This is a genomic window from Salegentibacter agarivorans (assembly GCF_900113135.1).
GTDB lineage: Bacteria > Bacteroidota > Bacteroidia > Flavobacteriales > Flavobacteriaceae > Salegentibacter > Salegentibacter agarivorans.
This window is the reverse complement of sequence record NZ_FOOH01000018.1, coordinates 15,919-39,250: the sequence shown is the minus strand read 5'-3', so window position 1 is coordinate 39,250 and position 23,332 is coordinate 15,919. Positions and strand designations below refer to the sequence as shown.

General features: G+C 35.6%; 19 protein-coding genes. 13 read left to right on the top strand and 6 right to left on the bottom strand.

The genetic code is table 11. The features are described 5' to 3' along the window. Positions 1–51: 51 nt before the first annotated feature. The 3 genes from BM084_RS13260 to BM084_RS13250 all read right to left on the bottom strand — a co-directional run bounded on the left by BM084_RS13260 (position 52) and on the right by BM084_RS13250 (position 3,315). On the bottom strand, positions 52–1,005 hold the full coding sequence (locus BM084_RS13260) for a D-2-hydroxyacid dehydrogenase (protein ID WP_093305459.1): 954 nt from the start codon (positions 1,003–1,005) through the stop codon (positions 52–54). A 163-nt stretch (positions 1,006–1,168) separates the two neighbouring features. Continuing rightward, positions 1,169–2,233: a 3-phosphoserine/phosphohydroxythreonine transaminase gene (gene serC, locus BM084_RS13255; RefSeq protein WP_093305405.1), complete on the bottom strand. Its 1,065-nt coding sequence runs from the start codon at positions 2,231–2,233 to the stop codon at positions 1,169–1,171. 32 nt (positions 2,234–2,265) lie between these two features. Continuing rightward, positions 2,266–3,315: an acyl-CoA reductase gene (locus tag BM084_RS13250; protein WP_093305402.1), complete on the bottom strand. Its 1,050-nt coding sequence runs from the start codon at positions 3,313–3,315 to the stop codon at positions 2,266–2,268. Positions 3,316–3,449: 134 nt separating this feature from the next. Here BM084_RS13250 and BM084_RS13245 point away from each other — a divergent pair, with 134 nt between their 5' ends. Beyond that, a complete protein-coding gene (locus BM084_RS13245; RefSeq protein ID WP_057483042.1) occupies positions 3,450–3,803 on the top strand; it encodes a 4Fe-4S dicluster domain-containing protein in 354 nt (117 codons plus the stop codon). A gap of 77 nt (positions 3,804–3,880) precedes the next feature. Here the strand turns inward: BM084_RS13245 and BM084_RS13240 are convergent, their stop codons facing one another. Beyond that, positions 3,881–4,759: an AraC family transcriptional regulator gene (locus BM084_RS13240; protein WP_093305400.1), complete on the bottom strand. Its 879-nt coding sequence runs from the start codon at positions 4,757–4,759 to the stop codon at positions 3,881–3,883. A 218-nt stretch (positions 4,760–4,977) separates the two neighbouring features. Here BM084_RS13240 and BM084_RS13235 point away from each other — a divergent pair, with 218 nt between their 5' ends. The 7 genes from BM084_RS13235 (at position 4,978) to mscL (ending at position 16,285) form a co-directional block, all read left to right on the top strand. Next, positions 4,978–5,550 carry a T9SS type A sorting domain-containing protein gene (locus BM084_RS13235; RefSeq protein WP_093305398.1) on the top strand — a complete coding sequence of 191 codons (573 nt, stop codon included), beginning with the start codon at positions 4,978–4,980 and terminating at the stop codon, positions 5,548–5,550. A gap of 198 nt (positions 5,551–5,748) precedes the next feature. After that, the gene (locus tag BM084_RS13230; RefSeq protein WP_093305396.1) at positions 5,749–10,080 is read left to right on the top strand and encodes a PAS domain-containing protein; all 4,332 of its coding nucleotides are present in this window, start codon (positions 5,749–5,751) and stop codon (positions 10,078–10,080) included. Between the two features lie 208 nt (positions 10,081–10,288). Continuing rightward, a complete protein-coding gene (locus BM084_RS13225; protein WP_075326988.1) occupies positions 10,289–10,717 on the top strand; it encodes a response regulator in 429 nt (142 codons plus the stop codon). A gap of 122 nt (positions 10,718–10,839) precedes the next feature. Beyond that, entirely contained in the window at positions 10,840–12,702 is a 1,863-nt protein-coding gene (locus BM084_RS13220) for a DNA topoisomerase IV subunit B (protein WP_093305394.1), read from the top strand. Further along, complete coding sequence (locus BM084_RS13215; protein WP_075326986.1) at positions 12,699–13,181, top strand: hypothetical protein; 483 nt, start codon at positions 12,699–12,701, stop codon at positions 13,179–13,181. Before BM084_RS13220 ends, BM084_RS13215 begins: the two co-directional genes overlap by 4 nt. Further along, complete coding sequence (locus tag BM084_RS13210) at positions 13,181–15,829, top strand: DNA gyrase/topoisomerase IV subunit A (protein WP_093305362.1); 2,649 nt, start codon at positions 13,181–13,183, stop codon at positions 15,827–15,829. The genes BM084_RS13215 and BM084_RS13210 overlap by 1 nt, the downstream gene beginning before the upstream one ends. Next, positions 15,830–16,285, top strand: coding sequence for a large-conductance mechanosensitive channel protein MscL (gene mscL, locus BM084_RS13205; protein WP_093305360.1), 456 nt, complete (start codon positions 15,830–15,832; stop codon positions 16,283–16,285). A gap of 2 nt (positions 16,286–16,287) precedes the next feature. Here mscL and BM084_RS13200 read toward each other — a convergent pair whose 3' ends face one another. Next, positions 16,288–16,662, bottom strand: a complete 375-nt coding sequence (locus BM084_RS13200) for a lipoprotein (protein WP_075327975.1) — start codon at positions 16,660–16,662, stop codon at positions 16,288–16,290. A 49-nt stretch (positions 16,663–16,711) separates the two neighbouring features. Next, positions 16,712–17,122, bottom strand: coding sequence for a helix-turn-helix domain-containing protein (locus BM084_RS13195; RefSeq protein WP_075326983.1), 411 nt, complete (start codon positions 17,120–17,122; stop codon positions 16,712–16,714). Between the two features lie 278 nt (positions 17,123–17,400). On the opposite strand from BM084_RS13195, the gene BM084_RS13190 reads away from it, so the two are divergent. The 5 genes from BM084_RS13190 to BM084_RS13170 all read left to right on the top strand — a co-directional run bounded on the left by BM084_RS13190 (position 17,401) and on the right by BM084_RS13170 (position 23,321). Then, positions 17,401–18,564: a M14 family zinc carboxypeptidase gene (locus BM084_RS13190; protein ID WP_093305358.1), complete on the top strand. Its 1,164-nt coding sequence runs from the start codon at positions 17,401–17,403 to the stop codon at positions 18,562–18,564. A 75-nt stretch (positions 18,565–18,639) separates the two neighbouring features. Next, positions 18,640–19,119 carry an Lrp/AsnC family transcriptional regulator gene (locus tag BM084_RS13185; RefSeq protein ID WP_037314044.1) on the top strand — a complete coding sequence of 160 codons (480 nt, stop codon included), beginning with the start codon at positions 18,640–18,642 and terminating at the stop codon, positions 19,117–19,119. A 95-nt stretch (positions 19,120–19,214) separates the two neighbouring features. Continuing rightward, on the top strand, positions 19,215–21,788 hold the full coding sequence (locus tag BM084_RS13180; RefSeq protein ID WP_075326980.1) for a phosphoenolpyruvate carboxylase: 2,574 nt from the start codon (positions 19,215–19,217) through the stop codon (positions 21,786–21,788). Position 21,789: 1 nt separating this feature from the next. Beyond that, positions 21,790–22,311, top strand: a complete 522-nt coding sequence (locus tag BM084_RS13175; RefSeq protein ID WP_075326979.1) for a DinB family protein — start codon at positions 21,790–21,792, stop codon at positions 22,309–22,311. Next, entirely contained in the window at positions 22,311–23,321 is a 1,011-nt protein-coding gene (locus BM084_RS13170) for a YihY/virulence factor BrkB family protein (protein ID WP_093305356.1), read from the top strand. Before BM084_RS13175 ends, BM084_RS13170 begins: the two co-directional genes overlap by 1 nt. Positions 23,322–23,332: the final 11 nt, after the last annotated feature.

The window sequence follows — 23,332 nt, the reverse complement described above, 5'->3', positions numbered from 1 at the left end:
AATTAAACAACTATTCGCTATCAATGGCTACTAAGCTTGCTCTCAGGTTGTTTATTTTTTAAAATAAGAAATAATTTGTTTTGAAAGTTCTAAACCTATACGTTCCTGGGCTTCTAAAGTAGATGCACCTATATGCGGACTTAAAGACAATTTCTCGTTCATCAATAATTTAATGGCCGGTCTTGGTTCGGCTTCAAAAGTATCTAAGCCTGCAAAAGCAACTTTACCATCTTCTATAGCATCCAAAAGCGCTACTTCATCTATAACGCCACCACGAGCAGTGTTAATGATCCCCACTCCCGGTTTCATCGCTTCCAGTTCCTTTTTTCCAATTAATGGTTTAGTTTGAGCAGGTACATGTAGCGTTATAAAATCTGAATGTTTTATAAGTCCTTCTACAGGTTCAGTTTTTATAGGGATTTCTATACTTTGATGATTATAGAATTCTAAAGTAATTTTTACTTCCCCATCTTCTTTATCGCTCGCAATAACCTTCATTCCCAGGCCTAAAGCAATTTTAGCAACTTTACGACCAATTTTACCAAAACCTATAATTCCAAGGGTTTTTCCTCGCAGTTCGATTCCTGCGGAATAGGATTTCTTTAATTCCTTAAATCTTGATTCTCCCTCTAAAGGCATATTCCTGTTAGAATCAAACAATTTCCTTACTCCGCTAAAAAGATGCGCAAAAACAAGTTCTGCCACCGATCCTGAAGCTGCCTGTGGCGTATTAATGACTTGTATGCCTTTGCTTTCAGCATATTCTACCGCAATATTGTCTAAGCCAACACCACCGCGGCCAATTAATTTTAAATTTTTACAGGTATCAATAATTGCTTTGTCTACATTGGTAGCGCTTCGAACAAGTAAAACCTGAATGTTTTTTGAATTTATATAATCAGCAAGTTGTTCCTGAGCTACTTTTGTACTTATGACCTCGAAACCTGCTTTTTCAAGTTGTTCTATCCCGGCTTTTGCAAGACCGTCGTTGGCCAGGATTTTAATCCTTTCAGGTTGAGTTGGAGTAGTGGGTTTATTAAAAAAATCTTCAGGTTTCATTTATTTATTATTTAATCCCTCTTATGGGAGTTTTGTAAAGGATTATATTTTTTTTCCTGTACGTTTTCAATTTATTTATCCAGTTTCAGGCCGGGTTTTGGATTCTGATTTACGACTGCTGTTCCAGCTGCCGCATTGTTTCAACCAGGACTTTTACGCTTTCAATATCTAAAGCGTTGTACATAGAAGCACGGTAACCGCCAACACTCCTGTGGCCGTTAAGTCCGTTAATGCCCGCATCTTTCCAAAGTTTATCAAAAGCTTCTTTTTTGCTTTCATCGGTAAGATTAAAAGTGGCATTCATTACCGAACGATCTTCAACTTCAGCAAAACCTTTAAAAAGCGGATTTCTATCTATTTCTTTATAAAGTAAATCGGCTTTTTCATTATTTCGTTTTTCCATGGCTGCAATTCCGCCGTTATTTTTAATCCATTTTAGGGTTAATAGCGAAACGTAAACCGCGTAAACAGCCGGGGTATTGAACATACTATCCTTTTCCAGGTGTACTTTGTAATTTAACATTGAAGGAATCTCGCGCTCAACCTTTCCTAAGATATCTTCTTTGAGCACAACGAGTGTAGTTCCTGCCGGGCCCATATTTTTTTGAGCTCCTGCATAAATAAGATCAAATTTTGAAAAATCGAGTTCACGGGAAAAAATATCGCTACTCATATCACAAACAACTGGTGCATCCATTTGCGGAAAATCTTTAATTTGGGTCCCAAAAATAGTGTTATTGCTGGTGCAGTGAAAATAATCTACATCAGAGGGAATTTGATAATTCTTTGGGATATAGTTGAAGTTCTTGTCCTTTGAAGAGGCAACTTCAAATACTTCACCAAAAAGTTTCGCTTCTTTTATCGCTTTGGTAGACCAGGTACCGGTATTGAGATAAGCTGCTTTTTTATTCAATAAATTATAAGCAGTCATTAGAAATTGCATGCTGGCACCGCCTTGCAGAAAAAGGGCTTTGTAGCCTTTATCTTGAAGTCCTAAAAGATCAAGGGAAAGGCTTCGGGCTTCTTCCATCACATCTACAAAAGCAGCGCTGCGATGCGAAATTTCCATAATAGACAAGCCTGAATCCTGGTAATTTAAAATACCTTGCGCCGCTTCTTTAAAAACTTCCTGTGGTAAAATACAGGGTCCGGCGCTATAATTATGTTTTTTCATAGTTGGTTTATAAAAGTGGTTAGTCTTATGTTTTAAAGTTCTTCTAAAAATTTTAAAGTATCTACGCCATCAGCATAATCCCATAATTTTGGTTGTTGGGTTTGGCCAAAATTAACATCGGCATTGGTTCCTACAACGCATTGCAGGTTTTCTTTATTTTGCTCAAGTTTTTCCTGTAATTCTTTTTCACCTTCATATTTTTCATAAAATAAAGTGGCGATAGGAGAGCCGAAGCTTTCATCTTCTTTCAGAATAAGAAACCCGTTTTCCAGTAATTTAAATTCACTCATTAAATACACCGCTTTATTATAATCGTAATTGTTGGCGTATTTAGCTGAATTTAATAAAGTATTCCACGGGTACATCGCCTTAAAGAAAGAATCAAAATCATATGCTTTGGGCACATAAAGTTTAGAAACATTACGGCAACCTAAACCAAAATATCTAAAAACGTCTTCGCTTAGAGCTTCCAGTTCTTCTTTACTTTCATTACCGGTAAGTATGGCTACCGAATTTCGATTTTTTCTTATAATATTAGGTTTCCCCGAGAAATAATACTCAAAATAGCGGGCGGTATTATTGCTTCCGGTAGCGATTACCGCATCAAAATTGGTAAGTTTCTCTTCAGTAAATTTTATTCGTTCTTCAAATTCTGGCGCTATATTCATTACAAACCCGGCAATTACTGGTAACAATTGTTTATCGTTAGAAGATTGTTTTACCAGTACTTTATGCCCTGAAATTAAAACCGAAACAAAATCGTGAAATCCAACTAATGGGATATTGCCTGCCATAATAATGGCTACTGTTTTTTGTTCTGGTTTATCGAATTTATAAGGTTCAAGCCATTGATCCAAATTGCTTTGCGTTAGCGCTTTGCTCCATTGCTGAAGTGAAAAAATCACGTTTTCTCGAGTAAACCAGCCGTTATAATGAACAGCCTGATCAATTTTATTATTTAATTCATTAAAAAATCTTTCGTTTTCAGGCGTTATTTTTATTGAATTATTAGTCGCATCCCCAAAAAGACTCAGGAATTTTCCCACTTGAACAAAATATGATTTTCTTTCTTCGATTGTCATTTCCTTATTTGGTTATGATAGCCAATGGCTTTAAATTTGTAGCGCGAAATTAAAACTTAAGGCGGCAAACTCCTAAAAAACGACGGGAAATACCAACTAAGTTTTATGATAATTAAATTACAAAGAAAAAAGCTATGGCAATTGTTATAACAGATGAGTGCATAAACTGCGGTGCTTGCGAGCCCGAGTGCCCAAATACAGCAATTTACGAAGGTGCAGATGACTGGCGTTATGCCGATGGTACAGACCTGGAAGGTAACGTAGTACTACCCAACGGGAAAGAAGCCGATGCTAACGAAGCCCAGGAACCTATTAGTGATGAGATCTATTATATTGTACCAGATAAGTGTACAGAATGTAAAGGGTTTCACGAAGAACCACAATGTGCTGCGGTTTGTCCGGTAGATTGTTGTGTACCAGATGATGAACACGTAGAAAGCGAAGAAGAATTACTCGCCAAGCAGAAATTTATGCACGAGAACGAATAAATAAATTCTGCTGAATTTAGAATATAAAAGATCCCGTTTCAGTTGAAATGGGATCTTTTTTTATATAATAGAATTGCTTATGAAACCGCGAACTTAATCTCATTACGATAAATCGAAGGTGATTTACCGGTAAACTTTTTAAACTGCTTATTAAAGTGACTAAAATTATTAAAGCCACTTTCAAAGCACACATCGGTGATACTTATTTGCTTTTCGTGTAGTAATTTTGCAGCATGTACCAGGCGATATTCGTTCACGAATTGTACAAAAGTTTTTCCAGTCGTTTTTTTGAAATATCTACAAAAAGCCGGCACCGTCATACTCACTACATCGGCAATTTCTTCCAGGGCAATATTTCTTTTAAACTCGTTCTTTACAAAATTAAAGATCACGTTAATTCTATTGTGATCTTCAAGTTCGGTATCCAGTACAAAGCCTTCGGCATTTAAAAGCGTAAAATCTTTTGCATTTTCCAGCATATTAAGAACATCTAGCAAACCCAGCAGCCTCTTATAGTTAGTTAATGAGCTTAAGGCTTCTATCTTTTCCCCAATAAGGTTTTTATCTTCCCCATGAAAAACAATTCCATTTTTGGCCCGCTCAAGTAAAACCCGCACATTTCTCATTTCAGGAATTTCCCAGAAATTTTTTCCGAGGAAATCTGGGCTAAACTGAATAACGGTTTCCCGGTCGTTATTGGTTAAACTATCGGTAAAGCCACAGTGCGGAAGATTGGCACCAATTAAAATAAGATCACCGTTTTGATAATAAGAGACGTGGCTTCCAATTTGTCTTTTGCCAGATCCTCCGTTTACATAAACAAGTTCAATTTCGGGATGGTAATGCCAAAATGTGTGGTTTTTGTTTTGATGATCCTGGTTAAAATTTTTAAAAGAAAATGAACTTCCAAAGCTTGGGTCTACTTTTTCAAAAGAAGGTTTACTTGTTTTTAGCATATTCTCAACAAATTAACATTTAGTTAATGTGGACATAATATAGGTTTGTAATACAAAATTAACTCAAAAATATGCTATATGCACAATAATTCAACATTAAATTATTGTAAAGATCAATATAGCACATTTTCTTGTTTATCCACTACTATTCAGCAGGGTAAAAGTGCGCTATCTTTGTAATTGTAAACAAGGGGTATTAACAATTAAAAATCAAAATTATGAAAAAACTATTGAAAAATTCGTTATTACTAGTAGTATTGGTAACCGGAATAAACATGTACGCAGCTGACCGTGTGGAAGTTAGTGTTGATAAAGGGCAAACGCTAATTGTAGAATTAGATAATGTAAGTACAGTAAGCCTAGAAGATGCTTCAGGATTTATTCTATTTAAGGATAGCCCGGCTCTTGATGGGAATTATAAGAAACAAATAGATTTTAGTCGTATTCCTGCTGGAACTTACTTTTTAAATACAGAAGATCTTAATGGGATTTACACTACAGAAATTAAGAAATCTTCTACCGGAATAAGCATTGAAGATAAAACTGCTGCGGTTGTTTTTAAACCAATTTACAGAGTGGAATCTAAAAAAGTGAAATTTTTTCTAACTAATCCGGCAGAAACTAATGCCACTTTAAAGGTATATGATGCTACAGGAAAACTGGTAGGAGAAGTTAAAGGAAAAGGGTACACAATGAACAAAACCCTGGATTTCTCTAAAATGCCAAAAGGAGAATACACTTTTACACTAAACGTTGCTGACAAAACAGTTACAGAAAAACTTTCAATTTAAGTTAGTTTATTAATTCAACCTAAAGCAGGAATTTGCACCTAAAATTCCTGCTTTTATTATTTAAAGGCCGAAACTGGTTTCTCCAGTTTCGGTTTTTTTATTCCTATTAAAATAGTCTCACAAATTTTAAGTATTTTCCAAAACAATTAGCGCTTTATTTTAAATAATTAAATTCAAGTCCAGTAATCCCAATCTGTAATGATTAACCTCACGCAACAAAAAGAAGTATTCCTGTCTTTTCCTGACAATTGTTTCTTATTACTACCAGATGATCCAAAATTTACAATTATTGAAGTTAATCGTGCCTTTATGAAAACTTCTGGAATGAAGCGCGAACAATTGGTGGGAAATGGTATGCTGGAGGTTTTTGGTAAAGAAAATAAAGATCACGATTTTATTAAAATAATTACTAAATTTCTTAGGGAAGCTATAGAATTTGGCGAACCAAATCATATTCACCAGGTACGATATGACCTCCCAGATGAAAAGGGTACACTACAGCGAAAAATTTGGGAAGCAGATAATATTCCTATTAAAAATGAAAACGGTGAAATTGAATTTATTTTACACCGGGTACGTGATATAACTCAAGTAATTAGAACCCGAGAAGAGGGGCAGGCTTCGCTGAAAAGCTTAAAGGAAAATGAAAAATTTCTAAAGGAAACTCAGGAAGTTGCAAAAATTGGCAGCTGGCAGTTGGATATTGAACAAAATACGCTTTCCTGGTCTAATATGCTTAAAGAAATTCACGAGGTTCCGCAAGATTTTACACCGGGTCTTGATGCTGCGATAGGTTTTTATAAAACAGAAAAAGATAGGACCACCATAAAAAATGCAGTTTCTAATGCCATTGAAATCGGTAAAACTTTTGATCTTGAACTGGAAATTATTACTGCTAAAAATAATGATAAATGGATAAGAGCTACGGGCAAACCACATTTTAAAAACGGAAAATGTGTTAGAGTATTTGGAGCCACCCAGGATATTACTTCCCGTAAACTTGCTCAAATTAGACTTGAAAACATTAACGATAATATTCCCGGCGTTGTTTTTAGATATAAACTTAAACCAAATGGTGATGATCAATTAATGTACATAAGCGAAGGGGTTCGGAATGTTTGGGGGATAACCCCACAGGAAGCTACGCGAGACAATAGCGTTGTATGGGATTTGTATTATGAAGATGACGTGCCGGGACTTAAAAAAACAATCAATGAATCTGCCGGTAATTTAAATATGTGGACCTATGAGTGGCGGGTAAAACATCCCGAAAAAGGTTTGCGTTGGAATAGAGGATTTGGAACTCCGCAGAAAATGGCAGACGAAAGTGTTGTTTGGGATTGCATTGTTTTAGATGTAACCGAAAAAAAATTGGCGTATGAATTATTAGAAATTAATGAATCCAGGCAGCGTAGTTTACTCGAGTCTCAAACCAATTATGTTATTAGAACCGATACCGAAGGAAATTACACCTATTACAATTCAAAATTTAAAGAAGATTTTGGGTGGATCGATACAGAGGAGGGTTTAATTGGAAATAGTTGTATGATAGCGGTTGTGGAAGAAGACAGGCCAAAAGTGCAGGAAACCGCTATTAAATGCCTGGAGAATCCTAATGAAACATTTCAAATAGAGATAGGAAAACCCCGAAGGGACGGTAAAACCCGAACTACGGTATGGGATTTTATTGCCTTATGTGATGCCGAAGGAAATCCAAATGAAATTCAGTGTATAGGGATTGATATTTCAGAAAAAAAGGAAGCAGAGTTATCGCTCAATGAAGCCAAAAAGCAATATGAAGGATTAATAAACAGCATAGAAGGTGTTTTTTGGGAAATGGATGCAAAAACCTTTGAGTTTACCTTTGTAAGTGAACAAGCAAAAGATTTAATAGGAATTAAGCCCAAAGATTGGTATCACGATGCAGACTTTTGGCAAAACCATATACATCCTGAAGACCGTGAATACGCGGTAAATTTTTGTTCTAACCAGGTAAAAAAAGGAAATAACCACAGCTTTGAATACCGAATGCAAAAAGCAGATGGAAGTTATGTGTGGTTAAGTGATGTGGTTTCGGTAATAAGAGAAAACGGGGAAATCAAATGGCTAAGAGGTATTATGACAGATATCTCGAAAAGAAAAAGAGCTGAAGAACAAATTCAGTTAAGCGAGCAGCGCTTTAAAGGTTTGGTGCAGGAAGGTGGCGATTTAATTGCCATATTAGATGAAAATGGAGATTATATCTATGCAAGCCCTACTTCAGTTTCTGTTTTAGGCTTTACCCAGGAAGATTTTAAAAATAGAAATGCGTTTGATTTTATTCATCCTGACGATCTCCCAAAGGTTCAAAAGGAATTTGCAAAAATAGAACAGCAAAAAAGAATAGAAATTAGTGGCTTTAGGTTTAAGCACAAAAATGGAGATTGGCGATGGTTGGAAACTACCTTAACCAATCTTTCTGATGATCCCGCAGTAAATGGATATGTTTCTAATGCCAGGGATATTACCGATAAGAAGCGTTTTCAGGAATTAGAGAATTTAGAGCGAAAAGTCCTGGAAATGAATTTTAAAAAAACCTCCCGATTAAAGGAAATCCTTAATTTTTATGTGGAGAGCCTGGAAAAGATAAATCCTAATGCATTTTTTGTTATTCAAAAGTTTGAAAACGAGAATTTATCTTATTGGGCTTCCGGTGAAATTCAGCCCTCACTTGTAGAAGCTTTAAATGAGCTGGGAATTGAAAAAAGAGAAAAAATATTTTCTGTATTTGACGAGGGGAAACCTGTTAATTTAAAAATAAATAAAATTCCAGATTCCAACTTAAAAGCACTGGCATTAGAAAATGAAATTGAATCCTGCTCTACTTACCCAATTATAGATTCAAAAGGCGAAAGACTGGGTATTTTTACGGTTTTTTATAAAAAAGAGCATTTTTCTGAAGAAAAAAAGGAGCAAAGAAGTATTAAAAGAGCGGTTGGATTGCTACAGTTAATTATTGAATTTCAGATAAATGAACTCGCCTTGAAACGCAGCAATCAACGCTACGAATTTGTAAATAAAGCTACCGAAGATGCTATTTATGATTGGGATGTGGTTAAGGACGAGCTTAAATGGGGAGATGGGTTTTATAAAATGGTTGGCGCCGATAGGGAGGATGCAAAGTTTTCACTCGGAAAATGGAGCGAAGGCGTTCACCCCAATCATATAGCTGAAGTATATGAAAGTCTGGAAAATAGTTTAAAAGATAAGAGTAAAAACAAATGGAGTTCTGAATATTTATTTAGAAAAGCCAACGGAGATTTTTTAAATATTATTGATAACGGCTATATTATTAGGAATGAGGAAGGCTTAGCGGTAAGAATGATTGGAGTACTTCGTGATGTTTCAGACATTAGAGCTTATGAAAAGGAGCTGGAAAATGCAAACGAAAGATATCGTTATGTAACCAAAGCCACATCTGATGCTATTTGGGATTATGATGTAGTGGAAGGGGAATTATTCTGGGGTGCAGGATTCGAAAATTTATTCGGTTATAATTTGAACGAATTTAAACCGAAACTTTCTACGTGGTACAATAAAATTCATCCAGAAGATCAGGGAAGAATTGTTAATAGCTTTCAGGAATTTCTTAACAGTGAAGATACTATTTGGGAAGAAGAATATAGGTATATAAATGCACAGGGTGAATATCTGGATGTTTTTGACAGGGGTTTTGTAGTACGTGATAAAAATAATAAAGCCCTTAGGGTAGTTGGTGCAATGCAGGATATTTCGCGTAAAAAGCAATACGAAATATCGCTTAAAAAACTTAATGCAGAATTAAAAGAAAGAGCTAAAGAGCTGGCTACCTCAAATGCAGAATTAGAACAGTTTGCCTACGTAGCCTCTCATGACCTTCAGGAACCATTGCGCATGGTGACAAGCTTTTTAACCCAATTAGAAAAGAAATATGCAGATGTTCTGGACGAAAAAGGTTTGTTGTATATAGATTTTGCCGTAGATGGAGCAAAAAGAATGCGACAAATTATTTTAGATCTTTTAGAATTCTCTAGGGTAGGTAGAACCGAAGATAAACTTGAAACTGTTGCGCTAGATGATATTTTAAAAGAAATTAAATACCTGTACAGGAAAAGAATAGAGGAAAGAAATGTGAAGATTATATATGGAAATTTACCGGTATTAAAAGTGCCTAAAAGTCCCATAAGACAGGTATTTCAAAATATTATTAGCAACGCTATTAAATACAGCAAACCAGAGGTTAATCCTACGATTACCATTGATTTTCAGGAGACTGTAAATTTTTGGGAATTTAGCATAAAAGATAATGGGATTGGGATAGATAAGGAATATTTTGATCGTATTTTTGTGATTTTTCAGCGCCTGCATCATAGGGATGAATATTCGGGTACCGGAATGGGACTCGCGGTAACCAAGAAGATTATTGAGAACCTGGGTGGAAACATTTGGGTAGAATCTCAAGAAGGAAATGGGAGTATTTTTCACTTTACCATTTCTAAATATATTTCATAATAATAAATAGTTTCTAATAATTAGATTTACATTAAAAATGATTTATATTTTTTAGTTAATTATTGCGTAAATCAGTATATTCTACTCGGCAATGGAGATATAAATGTACCAATATTGCTTAGAACATTAAATAATTGTCAATTATGAATACCCATAAGTTACTATGTGGTAGATTATTATTAAAACTTTCAAATAAATTCTTATAGCTATGGAATCTATCCACATACTTTTGGTTGAAGATAATGAAGGCGATATACTTTTAACTTCTGAAGCGCTTGAAGACGGTAAAATTCTAAATAAATTAAGTGTGGTTAGAGATGGAAAAGAGGCGATGGATTTTCTGGATAAAAAAGGAACGCATGTAAAAGCACTTACCCCAGATCTTATTTTACTGGATGTAAATCTTCCAAAAATGAATGGGCACGAGGTTCTTAAATTTGTTAAACAGCATAAAGACCTAAAACAAATTCCCGTAATTATGCTCACTACTTCGTCTTCCAAAGAAGATATAGATATTTCTTACCAGAATTATGCTAACTGTTATATCACAAAACCTATAGAAGTAGAAGATTTTATGAAAGCCGTGAATCAAATTGAGGAGTTTTGGGTGAATTTGGTAAAACATCCCTCTAAATAGTCGTTTTTCTTCAAAATATAATTAACATTATATTTTAAATTTTTGTTAATTAAAATCCGCTTGCATTGTTTTAACTTTTTGCGCTATACCTTATATTAGCGCCACAACTCCATGAACCACTTATGAGCCAGGAAACAAAGTATACCGAAGATAATATACGGTCTTTAGACTGGAAAGAACATATTAGAATGCGTCCCGGGATGTACATTGGTAAGCTGGGAGACGGCTCCAGTGCAGACGATGGGATTTATATTCTCCTAAAAGAAGTGCTGGATAACAGTATTGATGAATTTGTAATGGGATCTGGAAAAACCATTGAGATCTCGGTGCAAAATCAGCGTGTTATTGTTCGTGACTATGGTCGTGGAATTCCGTTAGGAAAAGTAGTTGATGTAGTTTCAAAAATGAATACGGGCGGGAAATACGATACCCGCGCTTTTAAGAAGTCGGTAGGACTTAATGGTGTTGGTACTAAAGCAGTAAATGCACTTTCATCATATTTTAGAGTAGAATCTTCCAGAGATGGCAAATCTCACGCTGCCGAATTTGAGCAGGGAGAATTAAAAGAAGAAGAACATCTTGACGAAACTTCCCGCCGTCGCGGAACCAAGGTTACCTTTGTTCCCGATGAGGTTATTTTTAAGAATTTTAAATTCCGAAATGAGTATATAGAAAAAATGCTGAAAAATTATGTGTACCTGAATCCCGGGTTAACCATAATTTTTAACGGCGAAAAATTCTATTCAGAAAACGGACTTAAAGATCTTTTAAAAGATAGTATTCACGAAGATGAGCGTTTGTATGAAATTATCCATATGCGCGGTGAGGATATTGAAGTTGCTCTAACACATAGTAAAGCCCAATACAGTGAAGAATATCATTCTTTTGTAAATGGGCAAAATACTTCCCAGGGTGGTACACACCTTGCGGCTTTTAGAGAGGCAATCGTTAAAACGGTACGCGAGTTCTACGGAAAAAATTACGATGCCAGCGATATTAGAAAATCTATAGTATCGGCTATTAGTATTAAAGTAATGGAGCCTGTTTTTGAAAGTCAGACTAAAACAAAACTGGGTTCTACAGATATGGGTGGGAAAATGCCCACCGTACGGACTTACATTAACGATTTTCTAAAAACACAGCTGGATAATTACTTGCATAAAAACCAGGAAACTGCCGATAGGCTTCAGCGTAAGATTTTACAGGCAGAAAGAGAACGTAAAGATCTGTCGGGAATTAGAAAACTTGCAAAGGATAGAGCTAAAAAAGCCAGTCTTCACAATAAAAAATTACGTGATTGCCGTATTCATCTGGGTGACAGTAAAAAAGAACGCTATTTAGAAACAACTTTGTTTATTACCGAGGGAGATTCTGCGAGTGGTTCTATTACCAAATCTCGTGATGTAAATACGCAGGCGGTTTTCAGTTTAAAAGGAAAACCATTGAACAGTTACGGTTTAAGTAAAAAGATCGTCTACGAAAATGAAGAATTCAATTTACTGCAAGCCGCATTAAATATTGAAGAATCTTTAGAAGATCTTAGATACAACAATATAGTAATTGCAACTGATGCCGATGTAGATGGAATGCACATTAGGTTGTTGTTAATCACCTTTTTCCTCCAGTTTTTTCCTGAATTAATCAAGGAAAATCATTTATATATTCTGCAAACTCCGTTATTCAGGGTTCGGAATAAAAAGGAAACTATTTACTGTTACAGCGAAACCGAAAGAAGAAATGCGGTAGAAAAATTAACCGGAAAAGCTGAAATCACTCGATTTAAAGGTTTAGGTGAAATCTCTCCAGATGAATTTCAGCATTTTATTGGAGAAGATATTAGATTAGATCCCGTGATGCTGGACAAAGAAAAGTCTATAGACGAAATGCTTAATTTCTATATGGGTAAAAATACGCCTGATAGGCAGGAATTTATTATTGACAATCTTAAAGTTGAACTTGACCTTATTGAAGAGTTAGGCTTATGAGATTCACCAATAGAAATGAAGTAAAAATAGTTCCTTCAATGTACATTGTTTTGGTGGCGATATTTGTCACCAATATTTTTGTGAATATTGAGCTAATGAGCAGCGAAGAACCGGTAAGGTTCAGCCACTATGTACCAAATATTGTGGTGCTTATACTTGGTTTCTATGTGCATAAAATTGGTCAGAGTTTTGACTTTGATAGTGATGGTGAAACCCTGAATCTAAAGAACAACGGGGTTTTCTTTTCAAAATTTATGGAATACCGGGTAAAGAAGGCTGAATTCCCAAAAAGAAAACTTGGGAAATTTAAATTCAGCGATTACTTTTTTTATTCCGCAGTAACAATTTACATAAGTTCGCGCAGAAGGCGCGGTTACAAAAAATATACTTTTAATACTACTTTTCTCAGCCGTAAAAAGAAGCGTGGCATGATAGCTTCTATGCAGAAAATTGTAGAAAATCAAAAAACTACAGCTTAATGGAAGAAAACCAGGAAGAAGCTAAAGATGAACATTTAGAACAACCAAAAGAAGAGCTTATAAAAGTGACCGGGATGTACAAAGACTGGTTTCTTGATTATGCATCTTATGTGATTCTGGAACGTGCGGTACCTGCCATGGAAGATGGTTTTAAACCGGTACAACGCCGTATCATGCATTCTATGAAAGATCTTGACGATGGCCGCTATAATAAAGTGGCGAATATCGTTGGGCATACCATGCAGTATCACCCGCACGGTGATGCCAGTATTGGTGATGCCATGGTGCAAATGGGCCAAAAGGATATTTTAATAGACACCCAGGGAAACTGGGGAAATATTTTAACCGGAGACCGTTCTGCCGCTCCAAGATATATTGAAGCTCGTTTATCTAAATTCGCACTGGAAGTTTTATTTAATCCGAAATTAACTGAATGGCAACTTTCTTACGATGGTAGAAAGAAGGAGCCCGTAAACCTACCGGTTAAATTCCCAATGTTGCTTGCACAGGGAGCCGAAGGTATTGCCGTAGGTTTGAGTACTCGTGTGCTTCCGCATAATTTTAATGAACTGATAGATGCTTCTATAAAGCATTTAAAAGGGAAAAAATTCACCTTATTCCCCGATTTTCCAACCGGCGGAATTGCAGATATTTCAAACTACAACGATGGGAAGCGGGGAGGCCGTGTTAGAGTTCGGGCTAAAATTAGCCAGTATGATAAAAACACCTTGGCGATTACCGAAATTCCCTATGGAACTACCACTACAAGTCTTATAGATTCCATTTTAAAAGCGAACGATAAAGGTAAAATTAAGATCAAGAAGATTGAGGATAATACAGCTGCTGAAGTTGAGATCCTTATTCATTTGCCAAATAATATTTCGCCAGATAGAACTATTGATGCGCTTTACGCATTTACTTATTGCGAGAACTCTATCGCACCGCTTGGCTGTGTAATTATTGATAATAAGCCTATTTTCCTTGGTGTTTCAGAAATATTGAGAAGCTCTACAGATCATACGCTTCATTTGCTGAAAAGGGAATTAGAGATCACACTTGACGAACTGGAAGAGCAATGGCATTTTTCATCTTTAGAGCGAATTTTTATTGAAAAACGGATCTATCGTGAGATAGAAGAGGAAGAAACCTGGGATGGTGTGATCAATGCCATAGATGAAGGTTTAAAACCACATATAAAACACTTAAAACGCGCCGTCACCCGCGAAGATATTACCAGGCTTACCGAAATTAGGATCAAAAGAATTTCGAAATTCGATTTAGATAAAGCACAGCAAAAAATTGAGTCTTTAGAAGATGAAATCGCCAATGTGAAACATCATTTAGATCATTTGGTAGATTACGCTGTCGCCTATTTCACTAAACTGAAGAAAGATTACGGAAAAGAAAAAGATAGAAAAACCGAGCTTCGTATTTTTGATGATATTGAAGCTACCAAGGTGGTGATTAGAAATTCAAAACTTTATGTAAACCGTAAAGAAGGTTTTATTGGTACCGCGCTAAAGAAAGATGAATATGTAACCGATTGTAGTGATATAGACGATATTATTTGTTTTACTGCAGATGGTAAGATGATGGTCACTAAGGTGGATACCAAAACCTTTATTGGGAAAGATATTATTCACGTTGCCATTTTTAAGAAAAAAGATAAGCGCACCATTTATAATATGATCTACCGAGACGGGAAATCCGGTGCCTCATATATAAAACGTTTCTCGGTAACTTCTGTGACTCGGGATAGGGAATACGATTTATCTCAGGGGAAAAAAGATTCAAAAGTGCATTACTTTACAGCAAACCCTAATGGTGAAGCTGAAGTAGTGACTATTTTTCTAAGACAGGTTGGTAGCATTAAAAAATTAAAATTTGATGTAGACTTTGCCGATATGCTTATTAAGGGCAGAAATGTAAAAGGAAATATTGTTACTAAATATGCTGTAAAACGTGTTGAGCTTAAAGAAGAAGGCGTTTCTACCTTAAAGCCAAGAAGAATCTGGTTTGATGAAACGGTAAAAAGATTGAATGTTGATGAACGTGGAGAACTCCTTGGTGAATTTAGGGGAGAAGATCGAATTTTGATCGTTACCCAGGACGGAACTGCAAAAACCATAATTCCTGAACTTACAACTCGTTTTGATGAAGAAATGGTAGTGTTGGAAAAATGGGTGCCGAAAAAGCCAATTTCAGCAATTTACTGGGAACCGGAAAAAGAACGTTTTTATGTGAAGCGTTTTTTAATTGAAAATCCAGATAAAGAAGAGAAGTTTATCAGTGAACATGAAAATTCCTATTTAGAACTGGTTTCTACCGATTATTACCCGCAAGCGGAAATAGTTTTCTCCAAACAACGTGGCAAAGAACAGCGTCCTAACGAAGAAGTTAATATTGAAGAATTCATTTCGGTAAAGGGTATTAAGGCTCTTGGAAACCAATTAACTACAGATAAGGTGAAACAGATCAATCCGTTAGAGCCTTTACCATACGAAGAGGAGGAAGAAACACCTGCAGAAGATATTGAAGTGGTAGACGATGAAGCAGTTTCAGATGACAAAACCAAGCTAAATATTGTTGGCAAAAAGGAAGATAAAGGTGATTCTTCTGAAAGCCAGGGAACATTATTTGATGAGTAAATGGGTATTTTAAAAGAGTTTAAAGAGTTTGCCATAAAAGGAAATATGGTCGATATGGCTGTGGGTATCATAATAGGTACAGCCTTTAATTCGGTGGTAAACACTCTGGTAAAGGAAGTAGTGATGCCGCCACTAAGCCTCATGACCGATGGTATTGAGTTCGCTAACAGGAAATGGGTACTTAGGGAAGGTGTTGCAGAAGCCGAAGGCACGCAATTAGTGGAAGAAGTTGCTATTGGCTATGGAGCGCTAATAGAAGCTTTCCTGGATTTTTTAATTATAGGTTTTACAATATTCCTGGTGATAAAATTTATGAACCGATTTAGAAAAAAGGCCCAGGATCCCGAAGATAAAAGAGAAGTTACGCCAAAAGATATAGAGCTTTTATCAAAAATGAATCAGCTTATGGAAGAACAAAACCAGTTGTTTAAAAATAACTACCCAAACAAAAAATAAGTTTATTTAACGCGGTTTACAGAGCCACGTTGCTTCTTATCCTGGCCTACAATCCCATATTCAAAGGTATAACCATCTTTATTGGTGGTTAAGATCTTCATATGAATGGGTTTTTCCTCGGCCATACTCTTAGGGTTTAGATTTTTTAGAATATACTCGCAGTCGTTTATCCATCTAACCGATGAGGTGTCTGATTTCCCCTGGAATTTATCAATTTCTATAGAATCGTTCCTTATAAAGGTAGAAGTGGCTAATTCGCCATTTAAATAGGTTTTATACTCAAATGTGCCGGTTTTAAAATCGGTGCAGTTTCTTTCCGGTTCAAAACAGCCCGTTAAAATAAAAACCAGGCTTAATAGTAGTAAAAGCTTTTTCATTATTGCAATTCCTTTTGAACTGCAAAATAAACCTATTTTCCCCGGACTGTCAATTTTCAAAGGCCTCAAAAGTGCCATCTTCATAAAAAATAACAATTTTTCTAATGGGTTTACTTTTTCCTTGCTGCGGAAAAGGAAAAGGCATTTCACTTTTCTCCTGGATAGTATGTTCCAGTGGTGGTTGAGTTTTGCTAATTTCCTGTTTGGTCACAGGTGGAGGTGTGGGTTTTTCTGAAGGAGGAAAACTTCCTTTTCCGTTTAATAGCCAATACAATTCAACTTCAGGAAAAGACTTTACAACTTTCATCACAAAGTCTAAACTGGGTTTATTCCTACCCGATAAAATATGGGAAATAGAGGACCGTCCAACTTCAATTTTATCGGCAAAACCGGCGGCAGATAATTCATAAAACTCAAGGATTCTATGCAGGCGTTTAGAAAAATCTTCAGTGTTTACCATTGTGAATTATATTGGGTGTAATTAGTATTTACAAATGTAATCAAAGCTTAAATAGCCTGCAAATTACAATTGTAATTTATTTAATGCACTTAAACTCTAAGTTGATATAATATATATTAAATAACTAAAAATAAACATTTTATGTTTTAAAAATAAGTGCATAGGATTTATTCCATGTCGCGTGTATATTCAGTTGGACGAATGTTTACATATGTAACAAACAAAAGTAATTTTAACTGTTTACAATTGTAAAATTTGTATTGTTTACTTTTGTAAACATGGAAAAATCAGCATTATTTACCCAGCTTTATAAAGACTACAATTCATTTAAAAACCAGGAAATTTCCGGTAGGTATATTAGGCAAAAAGACATTCAGCTTTTACTTGATAAATTGGGAGAAGAATTTTCGCTAAAAGAAATTGGAGCATCGGTTTTAGGAAAACCAATTCATAGTATTCAATTTGGTAAAGGGACAATTAAAATTCTTGCCTGGTCACAAATGCACGGCAATGAATCTACCACCACTAAAGCGGTTTTTGATCTTCTTAATTATATGAATAAGTATAAGGAGAGTGAATTGGTGAAATCTATTTTAAACAATTGCAGTTTTTGTATAATTCCAATGTTGAATCCAGACGGAGCAGAAGCCTACACCCGGGTTAACGCAAATAAAATAGACTTAAACAGGGATGCACAAGATTTAAGTCAGCCGGAAAGCCGGATTTTACGAGAACAATTCGATAATTTTCAACCTGATTTCTGTCTAAACCTACACGATCAACGCACTATTTTTAGCGCCGGGGATAAAGCAGAAGCAGCTGTTTTGTCGTTCCTAACGCCTTCTATGGATAAAGACAGGCAAATATTCTCATCACGAATTAAAAGTATGCAGTTAATCGCTAAAATAGCTTCAGATCTTTCTGAATTACTTCCTGGAAGAATAGGAAGGTATGACGATGCTTTTAATATTAACTGTACGGGAGATACTTTTCAAAGTACTAAAACACCAACCATTCTTTTTGAAGCCGGGCATTTTCCCAAAGATTACCAGCGCGAAGAAAGCAGGAAATATGTGTTTTTGGCTTTAATTTCGGTTTTAAAAGGAATAAGTGAAGAAAGTTTTAAAGACATAGATTATCGCGATTACGAGAATATTCCCGAAAACAAAAAATTGTTCAACGATATTATTTTAAGGGAGGCAAAAACCGAAAGTGGAGTAGTAGATATCGCTATACAATATAAAGAGGGGGTGAAAGAGGAAAAAGTGATGTTTTTACCGGAAATAGAAAAAATAGAACCAAAAATTGACAAGTTCGCACATAAAGAATTCTATTGTGAGAATAAAAAAATTAAAATTAATGGGGAATCTAAGCTTATCGAAAACGTTGTAGTTAATAAAATCACTCTAAATGATGTAGAATTACCTCTTAAATGTGAATAATTCTCAAAAACCTTAGCAATTATTCAAGGATTTTGTATTAATTTTGAATTTCATATAAATAAAGAAATTTAAAAAATGGCCAAGTTTAAATTAGACGAAACAGATCACCAGATTCTCGATATGTTAATTGAGAATACCAGGACTCCATTTACCGATATAGCGAAGAAACTGCTAATATCGGCGGGAACGGTTCATGTAAGGGTTAAAAAAATGGAAGAAGCAGGTATTATAAAAGGCTCTTCTTTAACTCTAGATTATAAGAAACTGGGTTATGCGTTTATTGCCTACGTAGGCGTATTCCTTAAGAATACTTCTCAAACCAAGTTTGTATTAGAACGCATTAACGAAATTCCTTTCGTTACTGTTGCTCACGTGACTACAGGTAAATTTAATGTGTTTTGTAAAATTAGAGCACGTAATACCCAACATGCTAAAGAAGTAATCTTTCAATTAGACGATATTGAAGGAGTGTACAGAACAGAAACTATGATTTCTCTAGAAGAGAGCTTAAATGATAAAAAACGTTTAATGCACTCTATTTTTCAGGATATGTAAATAAGCCTAAACTTATTATAAAAACCCTTTAGGCTTCCGTGTTTAAAGGGTTTTTTTATAACTTTAAATTTAATCTTAATCAACTAAAATTAATTATGCACAGAGAACCAAAACTAGAACGTTTTAATGAAAGCGTACTTTCAAAATATCAGGTTTATAACAGTATATTTTTAACGCTGCCTTTTGACGATATTAGTAAAACAGGATCGCTGCTGCCTCTTTTTCAGGAAATTTGTGAAGCAGGCTTTAAGGAAAACAAAAACCCTTCAGAAATTATTGAAAGCTTCTTCAGTAAATATCAGGATGATCCTTCAGAAGAACATCAAATCAGTTTACTTTTCAGGTTTATTCAATATATAGAAAGACAGGTAGTGCTTTTTGATGCTATTGAAGATGCATCTTTTCCTATAGTAAACAATATGGATGGCCGCGGAACCCTTAGAAATGTAAAAGAGGAAGCCGAAGCTAAAGACAAAACACCGGAGCTGCGGGAATATTTGAAGCGTTTTAATGTAAGGCCAACTTTAACTGCCCACCCAACACAATTTTATCCGGGAGCCGTTTTAGGAATAATCACCGATTTGGATAAAGCTATTCAGAAAAATGATATTACACTTATTAAAAAATTACTGGCTCAACTTGGCAAAACCCCGTTTTTCAAAAAAGAGAAGCCAACTCCTTACGATGAAGCTGTAAGTTTGATCTGGTATTTTGAGAATGTTTTCTACCAAAGTGTAAGTAAGATTTATAATTATATTCAGCAGAATATTTTTGATGGTGAAGATATTGGTAACCAGGTAATCAATTTGGGATTTTGGCCCGGTGGAGACCGTGATGGTAACCCATTTGTAACTACTGAAATTACTTTAAAGGTAGCACAAAGGTTAAGAAGTACTATTTTGATGAACTATTACCGCGACATTAGAAAACTGAAGAGAAGGGTAACCTTTAGCGAAGTAGACGCGATTATTTCTGAAATAGAAACTCCGCTATATCAAAGTGCAATATCCAAGACCGGAAAGATTAAAATGTCACTTGAAGACTTCAAGTCTAAATTGCATAAAATCAAAGATATAGTTGAAAATAAACACCAGGGATTATTTGTTGAAGAGATTGATGATCTTATTAACAAAGCAAATATCTTTGGGTATCATTTTGCTACTTTAGATATACGCCAGGATTCTGGGAAACACGCTGAAGTTTTAGAGGAAATTATTAAAACCCAGCCAAATTTATTGCCTAAAAACTATGCTTCGCTTTCTAACGAAGAACAAATAGAAGCGCTTACAAAGGTTGAAGGTAATATAGATCTTGAAAGTTATGAAGACGGTATCACCAAATCTACACTTTCCTCAATATATGCAATGCAGGAAATTCAGAGTAAAAATGGAGAAAATGGGGCTAATAGATATATAATTAGCCACAGTGAAGTACCGCAAAGTATTTTAGAGCCTTTTGCATTTTTGAGAATGTGCGGCTGGAATAAACCAACTGTAGATATTATTCCTCTTTTTGAAACTGTACCAGATTTAAAAGCTTCTCCAGATGTAATGGAGACTTTATATAACAATCCAGTTTACCGTGAGCATTTAAAAAGTAGAGGAAACAAGCAAACCATAATGCTTGGTTTTAGTGACGGTACTAAAGATGGTGGTTATTTAATGGCCAACTGGAGTATTTATAAAGCCAAGGAAATGCTAACCGAGGTTTCCAGGAGATATGACATAAAAGTTGTATTCTTTGATGGTAGAGGAGGACCACCGGCACGTGGTGGTGGAAAAACCCACCAATTCTATGCATCTCTTGGTTCTGGAATTGAAAATGAAGAAATCCAGTTAACTGTACAGGGGCAAACCATTAGTTCTAATTTTGGAACTCGTGATTCTTGTAGATATAATCTGGAACAACTGCTTAGTTCTGGGGTTTCTAACGAAATATTTAGCAAAGGAAAAAATCAGTTAACCGATGAAGATCGGGAAACAATGACGCATCTTGCTGAGATAAGTTACGAAACCTACACCAATTTTAAACAACACGAAAAGTTTATCCCGTATTTGGAAAAAATGAGTACTTTAAAATATTACTCAAAAACCAATATTGGTAGTAGACCATCTAAAAGAAATAAGGATGCTAAACTTAACCTGAACGATCTAAGAGCCATCCCATTTGTAGGAAGCTGGAGTCAATTAAAACAAAATGTTCCGGGATTCTTTGGGGTAGGTACAGCTTTAGAGAAGTTTGAGCAAGCTGGCGAGTTTGACAAAGTTCAGCAGCTTTATAAAAATTCGGTATTCTTTAAAACCTTATTGGAGAATTCTATGATGAGTCTTACCAAGTCTTTCTTTACGCTAACCGCTTATATGGAGCAGGATAAGGAATTCGGAGATTTTTGGAAGATTATTTATGCTGAATATAAGCGTACCCACGCCATGCTTTTAAAAGTAACTGGATATGATGAGCTTATGGAAAATCAGCCGGCCGGTAGAGCGTCAATTCAGGCACGTGAAAGAATTGTTTTGCCATTGCTAACCATTCAGCAACACGCGCTTAGAAAAGTTCAGGAACTTCAGGAACAAGGCGAAAGTGCCGGTAAAATGCTTGAAGTTTATGAGAAAATGGTAACGCGTTCCCTTTACGGAAATATTAACGCAAGTAGAAATTCTGCTTAAAATGATAGCAAAAAACCTAAATTATAACGAGTACAATGCGTACTACGACAGATATTTACAAAAAATCCCCGGCAATTTAGAGCTGGGGATTTTACTTCTTGAAAACAGAGAAGAGTTCCTGGGATTATTAGATACGATAAAACTAGAAGACCTTAGTTATAGCTATGCTGAAGGTAAATGGACCGTTGCTGAAGTAATTCAGCATATTATAGATGTAGAACGAATTTTTCAATACAGATCGCTTACACTCGCGAGAGAACCGGAAATTAAATTACCGGGTTTTGATCACGAAGCTTATGTTCCTGCCAGCGCTGCAAAACTGCGAAGTTTAAAAAGTCTCAAAAAGGAATTTAAAGCAGTTAGAAATGCTGGGATTTCGCTTTACCAAAGTTTTTCAAAAGAAATGTTGTTAAGCCAGGGATTTGTTAGCGGGAGTTCTACCAGTTGCAGAGCATTGGGCTTTATTACTGCGGGCCATACCAAACATCATATTGAAATTTTTAAAGAGAAATATCAGATTTAATGAAATTCCTCAAAACTACCTGGTCACTTTTTAAACAGGCCTACATAAGCTGGAATAGGAACGAACCCTATGCGCGTAGCGCCACCATAGCTTATTATGCCTTGTTTTCTTTACCTTCTTTATTAATTATTGTGGTAACCATCGCCGGGTATTTTTTTGAACAGGAAGCCGTACAGGGAAGGTTAACTTCTGAGATTAGTGGTTTTGTAGGGCAGGAGCCGGCAGATGCTATAGAAAACATGATTGCGAGTGCCGCTCTGGCCACCGAATCTACCTGGGCAATTATATTTGGAATAGGAATGTTGCTTTTTGGTGCTACCGGGGTGTTTTTTCAGCTTAAAATGGCCATGAATAATATTTGGAATGTAGCGGCCAAACAAACCAATTTCCTTAGAATTTTATTAGATAGACTTATCTCCTTTGGAATGGTAATGGTAATAGGTCTTTTACTTTTGCTCTCCCTCGTTATTTCAGCATTAATTCGAATTTTAAAAGATGAAATTGAACAATATGCACCTCAGGTAACCGCGTTTATGGTAGAGGCTGTAAATTTTGGTATATCATTTCTCGTGATAACCACTTTATTTGCTGCCATTTTCAAGTTACTACCTGATATTAAATTACGTTGGAGAATCACTTATTTAGGAGCCGCGGTAACTACTATTTTATTCCTTGTTGGTGAAGCCTTAATAAGTTTCTACTTCGGTAAAAGTGAACCGGCATCGGTATACGGCGGGGCTTCTTCGGTAGTGTTAATTCTACTCTGGGTTTATTATACCTGTCTTATTTTATTTTTTGGTGCCGAATTTACCGTACAATACGCCCTGCTTAAAAATGAAAGAGTAGTCCCCAATAAGTATGGAGAACCCGCAATTTACCAGGAACTGGAAAAATTACAACAAAAGCGCACCCAATTAGAGGAAGAAAAGGAAATTATAGATACGCTTAAAAATAATATGAACTGGGAGAAAAACCGAGAAAATGAGCAAATGACTAAAAATAAAAAATAGCCTCATTTTAA

Bases quoted from the DNA above. Each gene is read 5' to 3' on its own strand.
- mscL (WP_093305360.1), top strand. From the start codon at position 15,830: ATGGGTATTTTAAAAGAGTTTAAAGAGTTTGCCATAAAAGGAAATATG.
- BM084_RS13195 (WP_075326983.1), bottom strand. From the start codon at position 17,122: ATGGTAAACACTGAAGATTTTTCTAAACGCCTGCATAGAATCCTTGAG.
- BM084_RS13180 (WP_075326980.1), top strand. From the start codon at position 19,215: ATGCACAGAGAACCAAAACTAGAACGTTTTAATGAAAGCGTACTTTCA.
- BM084_RS13245 (WP_057483042.1), top strand. From the start codon at position 3,450: ATGGCAATTGTTATAACAGATGAGTGCATAAACTGCGGTGCTTGCGAG.
- BM084_RS13190 (WP_093305358.1), top strand. From the start codon at position 17,401: ATGGAAAAATCAGCATTATTTACCCAGCTTTATAAAGACTACAATTCA.
- BM084_RS13215 (WP_075326986.1), top strand. From the start codon at position 12,699: ATGAGATTCACCAATAGAAATGAAGTAAAAATAGTTCCTTCAATGTAC.
- BM084_RS13200 (WP_075327975.1), bottom strand. From the start codon at position 16,662: ATGAAAAAGCTTTTACTACTATTAAGCCTGGTTTTTATTTTAACGGGC.
- BM084_RS13235 (WP_093305398.1), top strand. From the start codon at position 4,978: ATGAAAAAACTATTGAAAAATTCGTTATTACTAGTAGTATTGGTAACC.
- BM084_RS13185 (WP_037314044.1), top strand. From the start codon at position 18,640: ATGGCCAAGTTTAAATTAGACGAAACAGATCACCAGATTCTCGATATG.
- BM084_RS13230 (WP_093305396.1), top strand. From the start codon at position 5,749: ATGATTAACCTCACGCAACAAAAAGAAGTATTCCTGTCTTTTCCTGAC.
- BM084_RS13240 (WP_093305400.1), bottom strand. From the start codon at position 4,759: ATGCTAAAAACAAGTAAACCTTCTTTTGAAAAAGTAGACCCAAGCTTT.
- BM084_RS13250 (WP_093305402.1), bottom strand. From the start codon at position 3,315: ATGACAATCGAAGAAAGAAAATCATATTTTGTTCAAGTGGGAAAATTC.
- BM084_RS13175 (WP_075326979.1), top strand. From the start codon at position 21,790: ATGATAGCAAAAAACCTAAATTATAACGAGTACAATGCGTACTACGAC.
- BM084_RS13210 (WP_093305362.1), top strand. From the start codon at position 13,181: ATGGAAGAAAACCAGGAAGAAGCTAAAGATGAACATTTAGAACAACCA.
- BM084_RS13220 (WP_093305394.1), top strand. From the start codon at position 10,840: ATGAGCCAGGAAACAAAGTATACCGAAGATAATATACGGTCTTTAGAC.
- BM084_RS13225 (WP_075326988.1), top strand. From the start codon at position 10,289: ATGGAATCTATCCACATACTTTTGGTTGAAGATAATGAAGGCGATATA.
- BM084_RS13170 (WP_093305356.1), top strand. From the start codon at position 22,311: ATGAAATTCCTCAAAACTACCTGGTCACTTTTTAAACAGGCCTACATA.
- serC (WP_093305405.1), bottom strand. From the start codon at position 2,233: ATGAAAAAACATAATTATAGCGCCGGACCCTGTATTTTACCACAGGAA.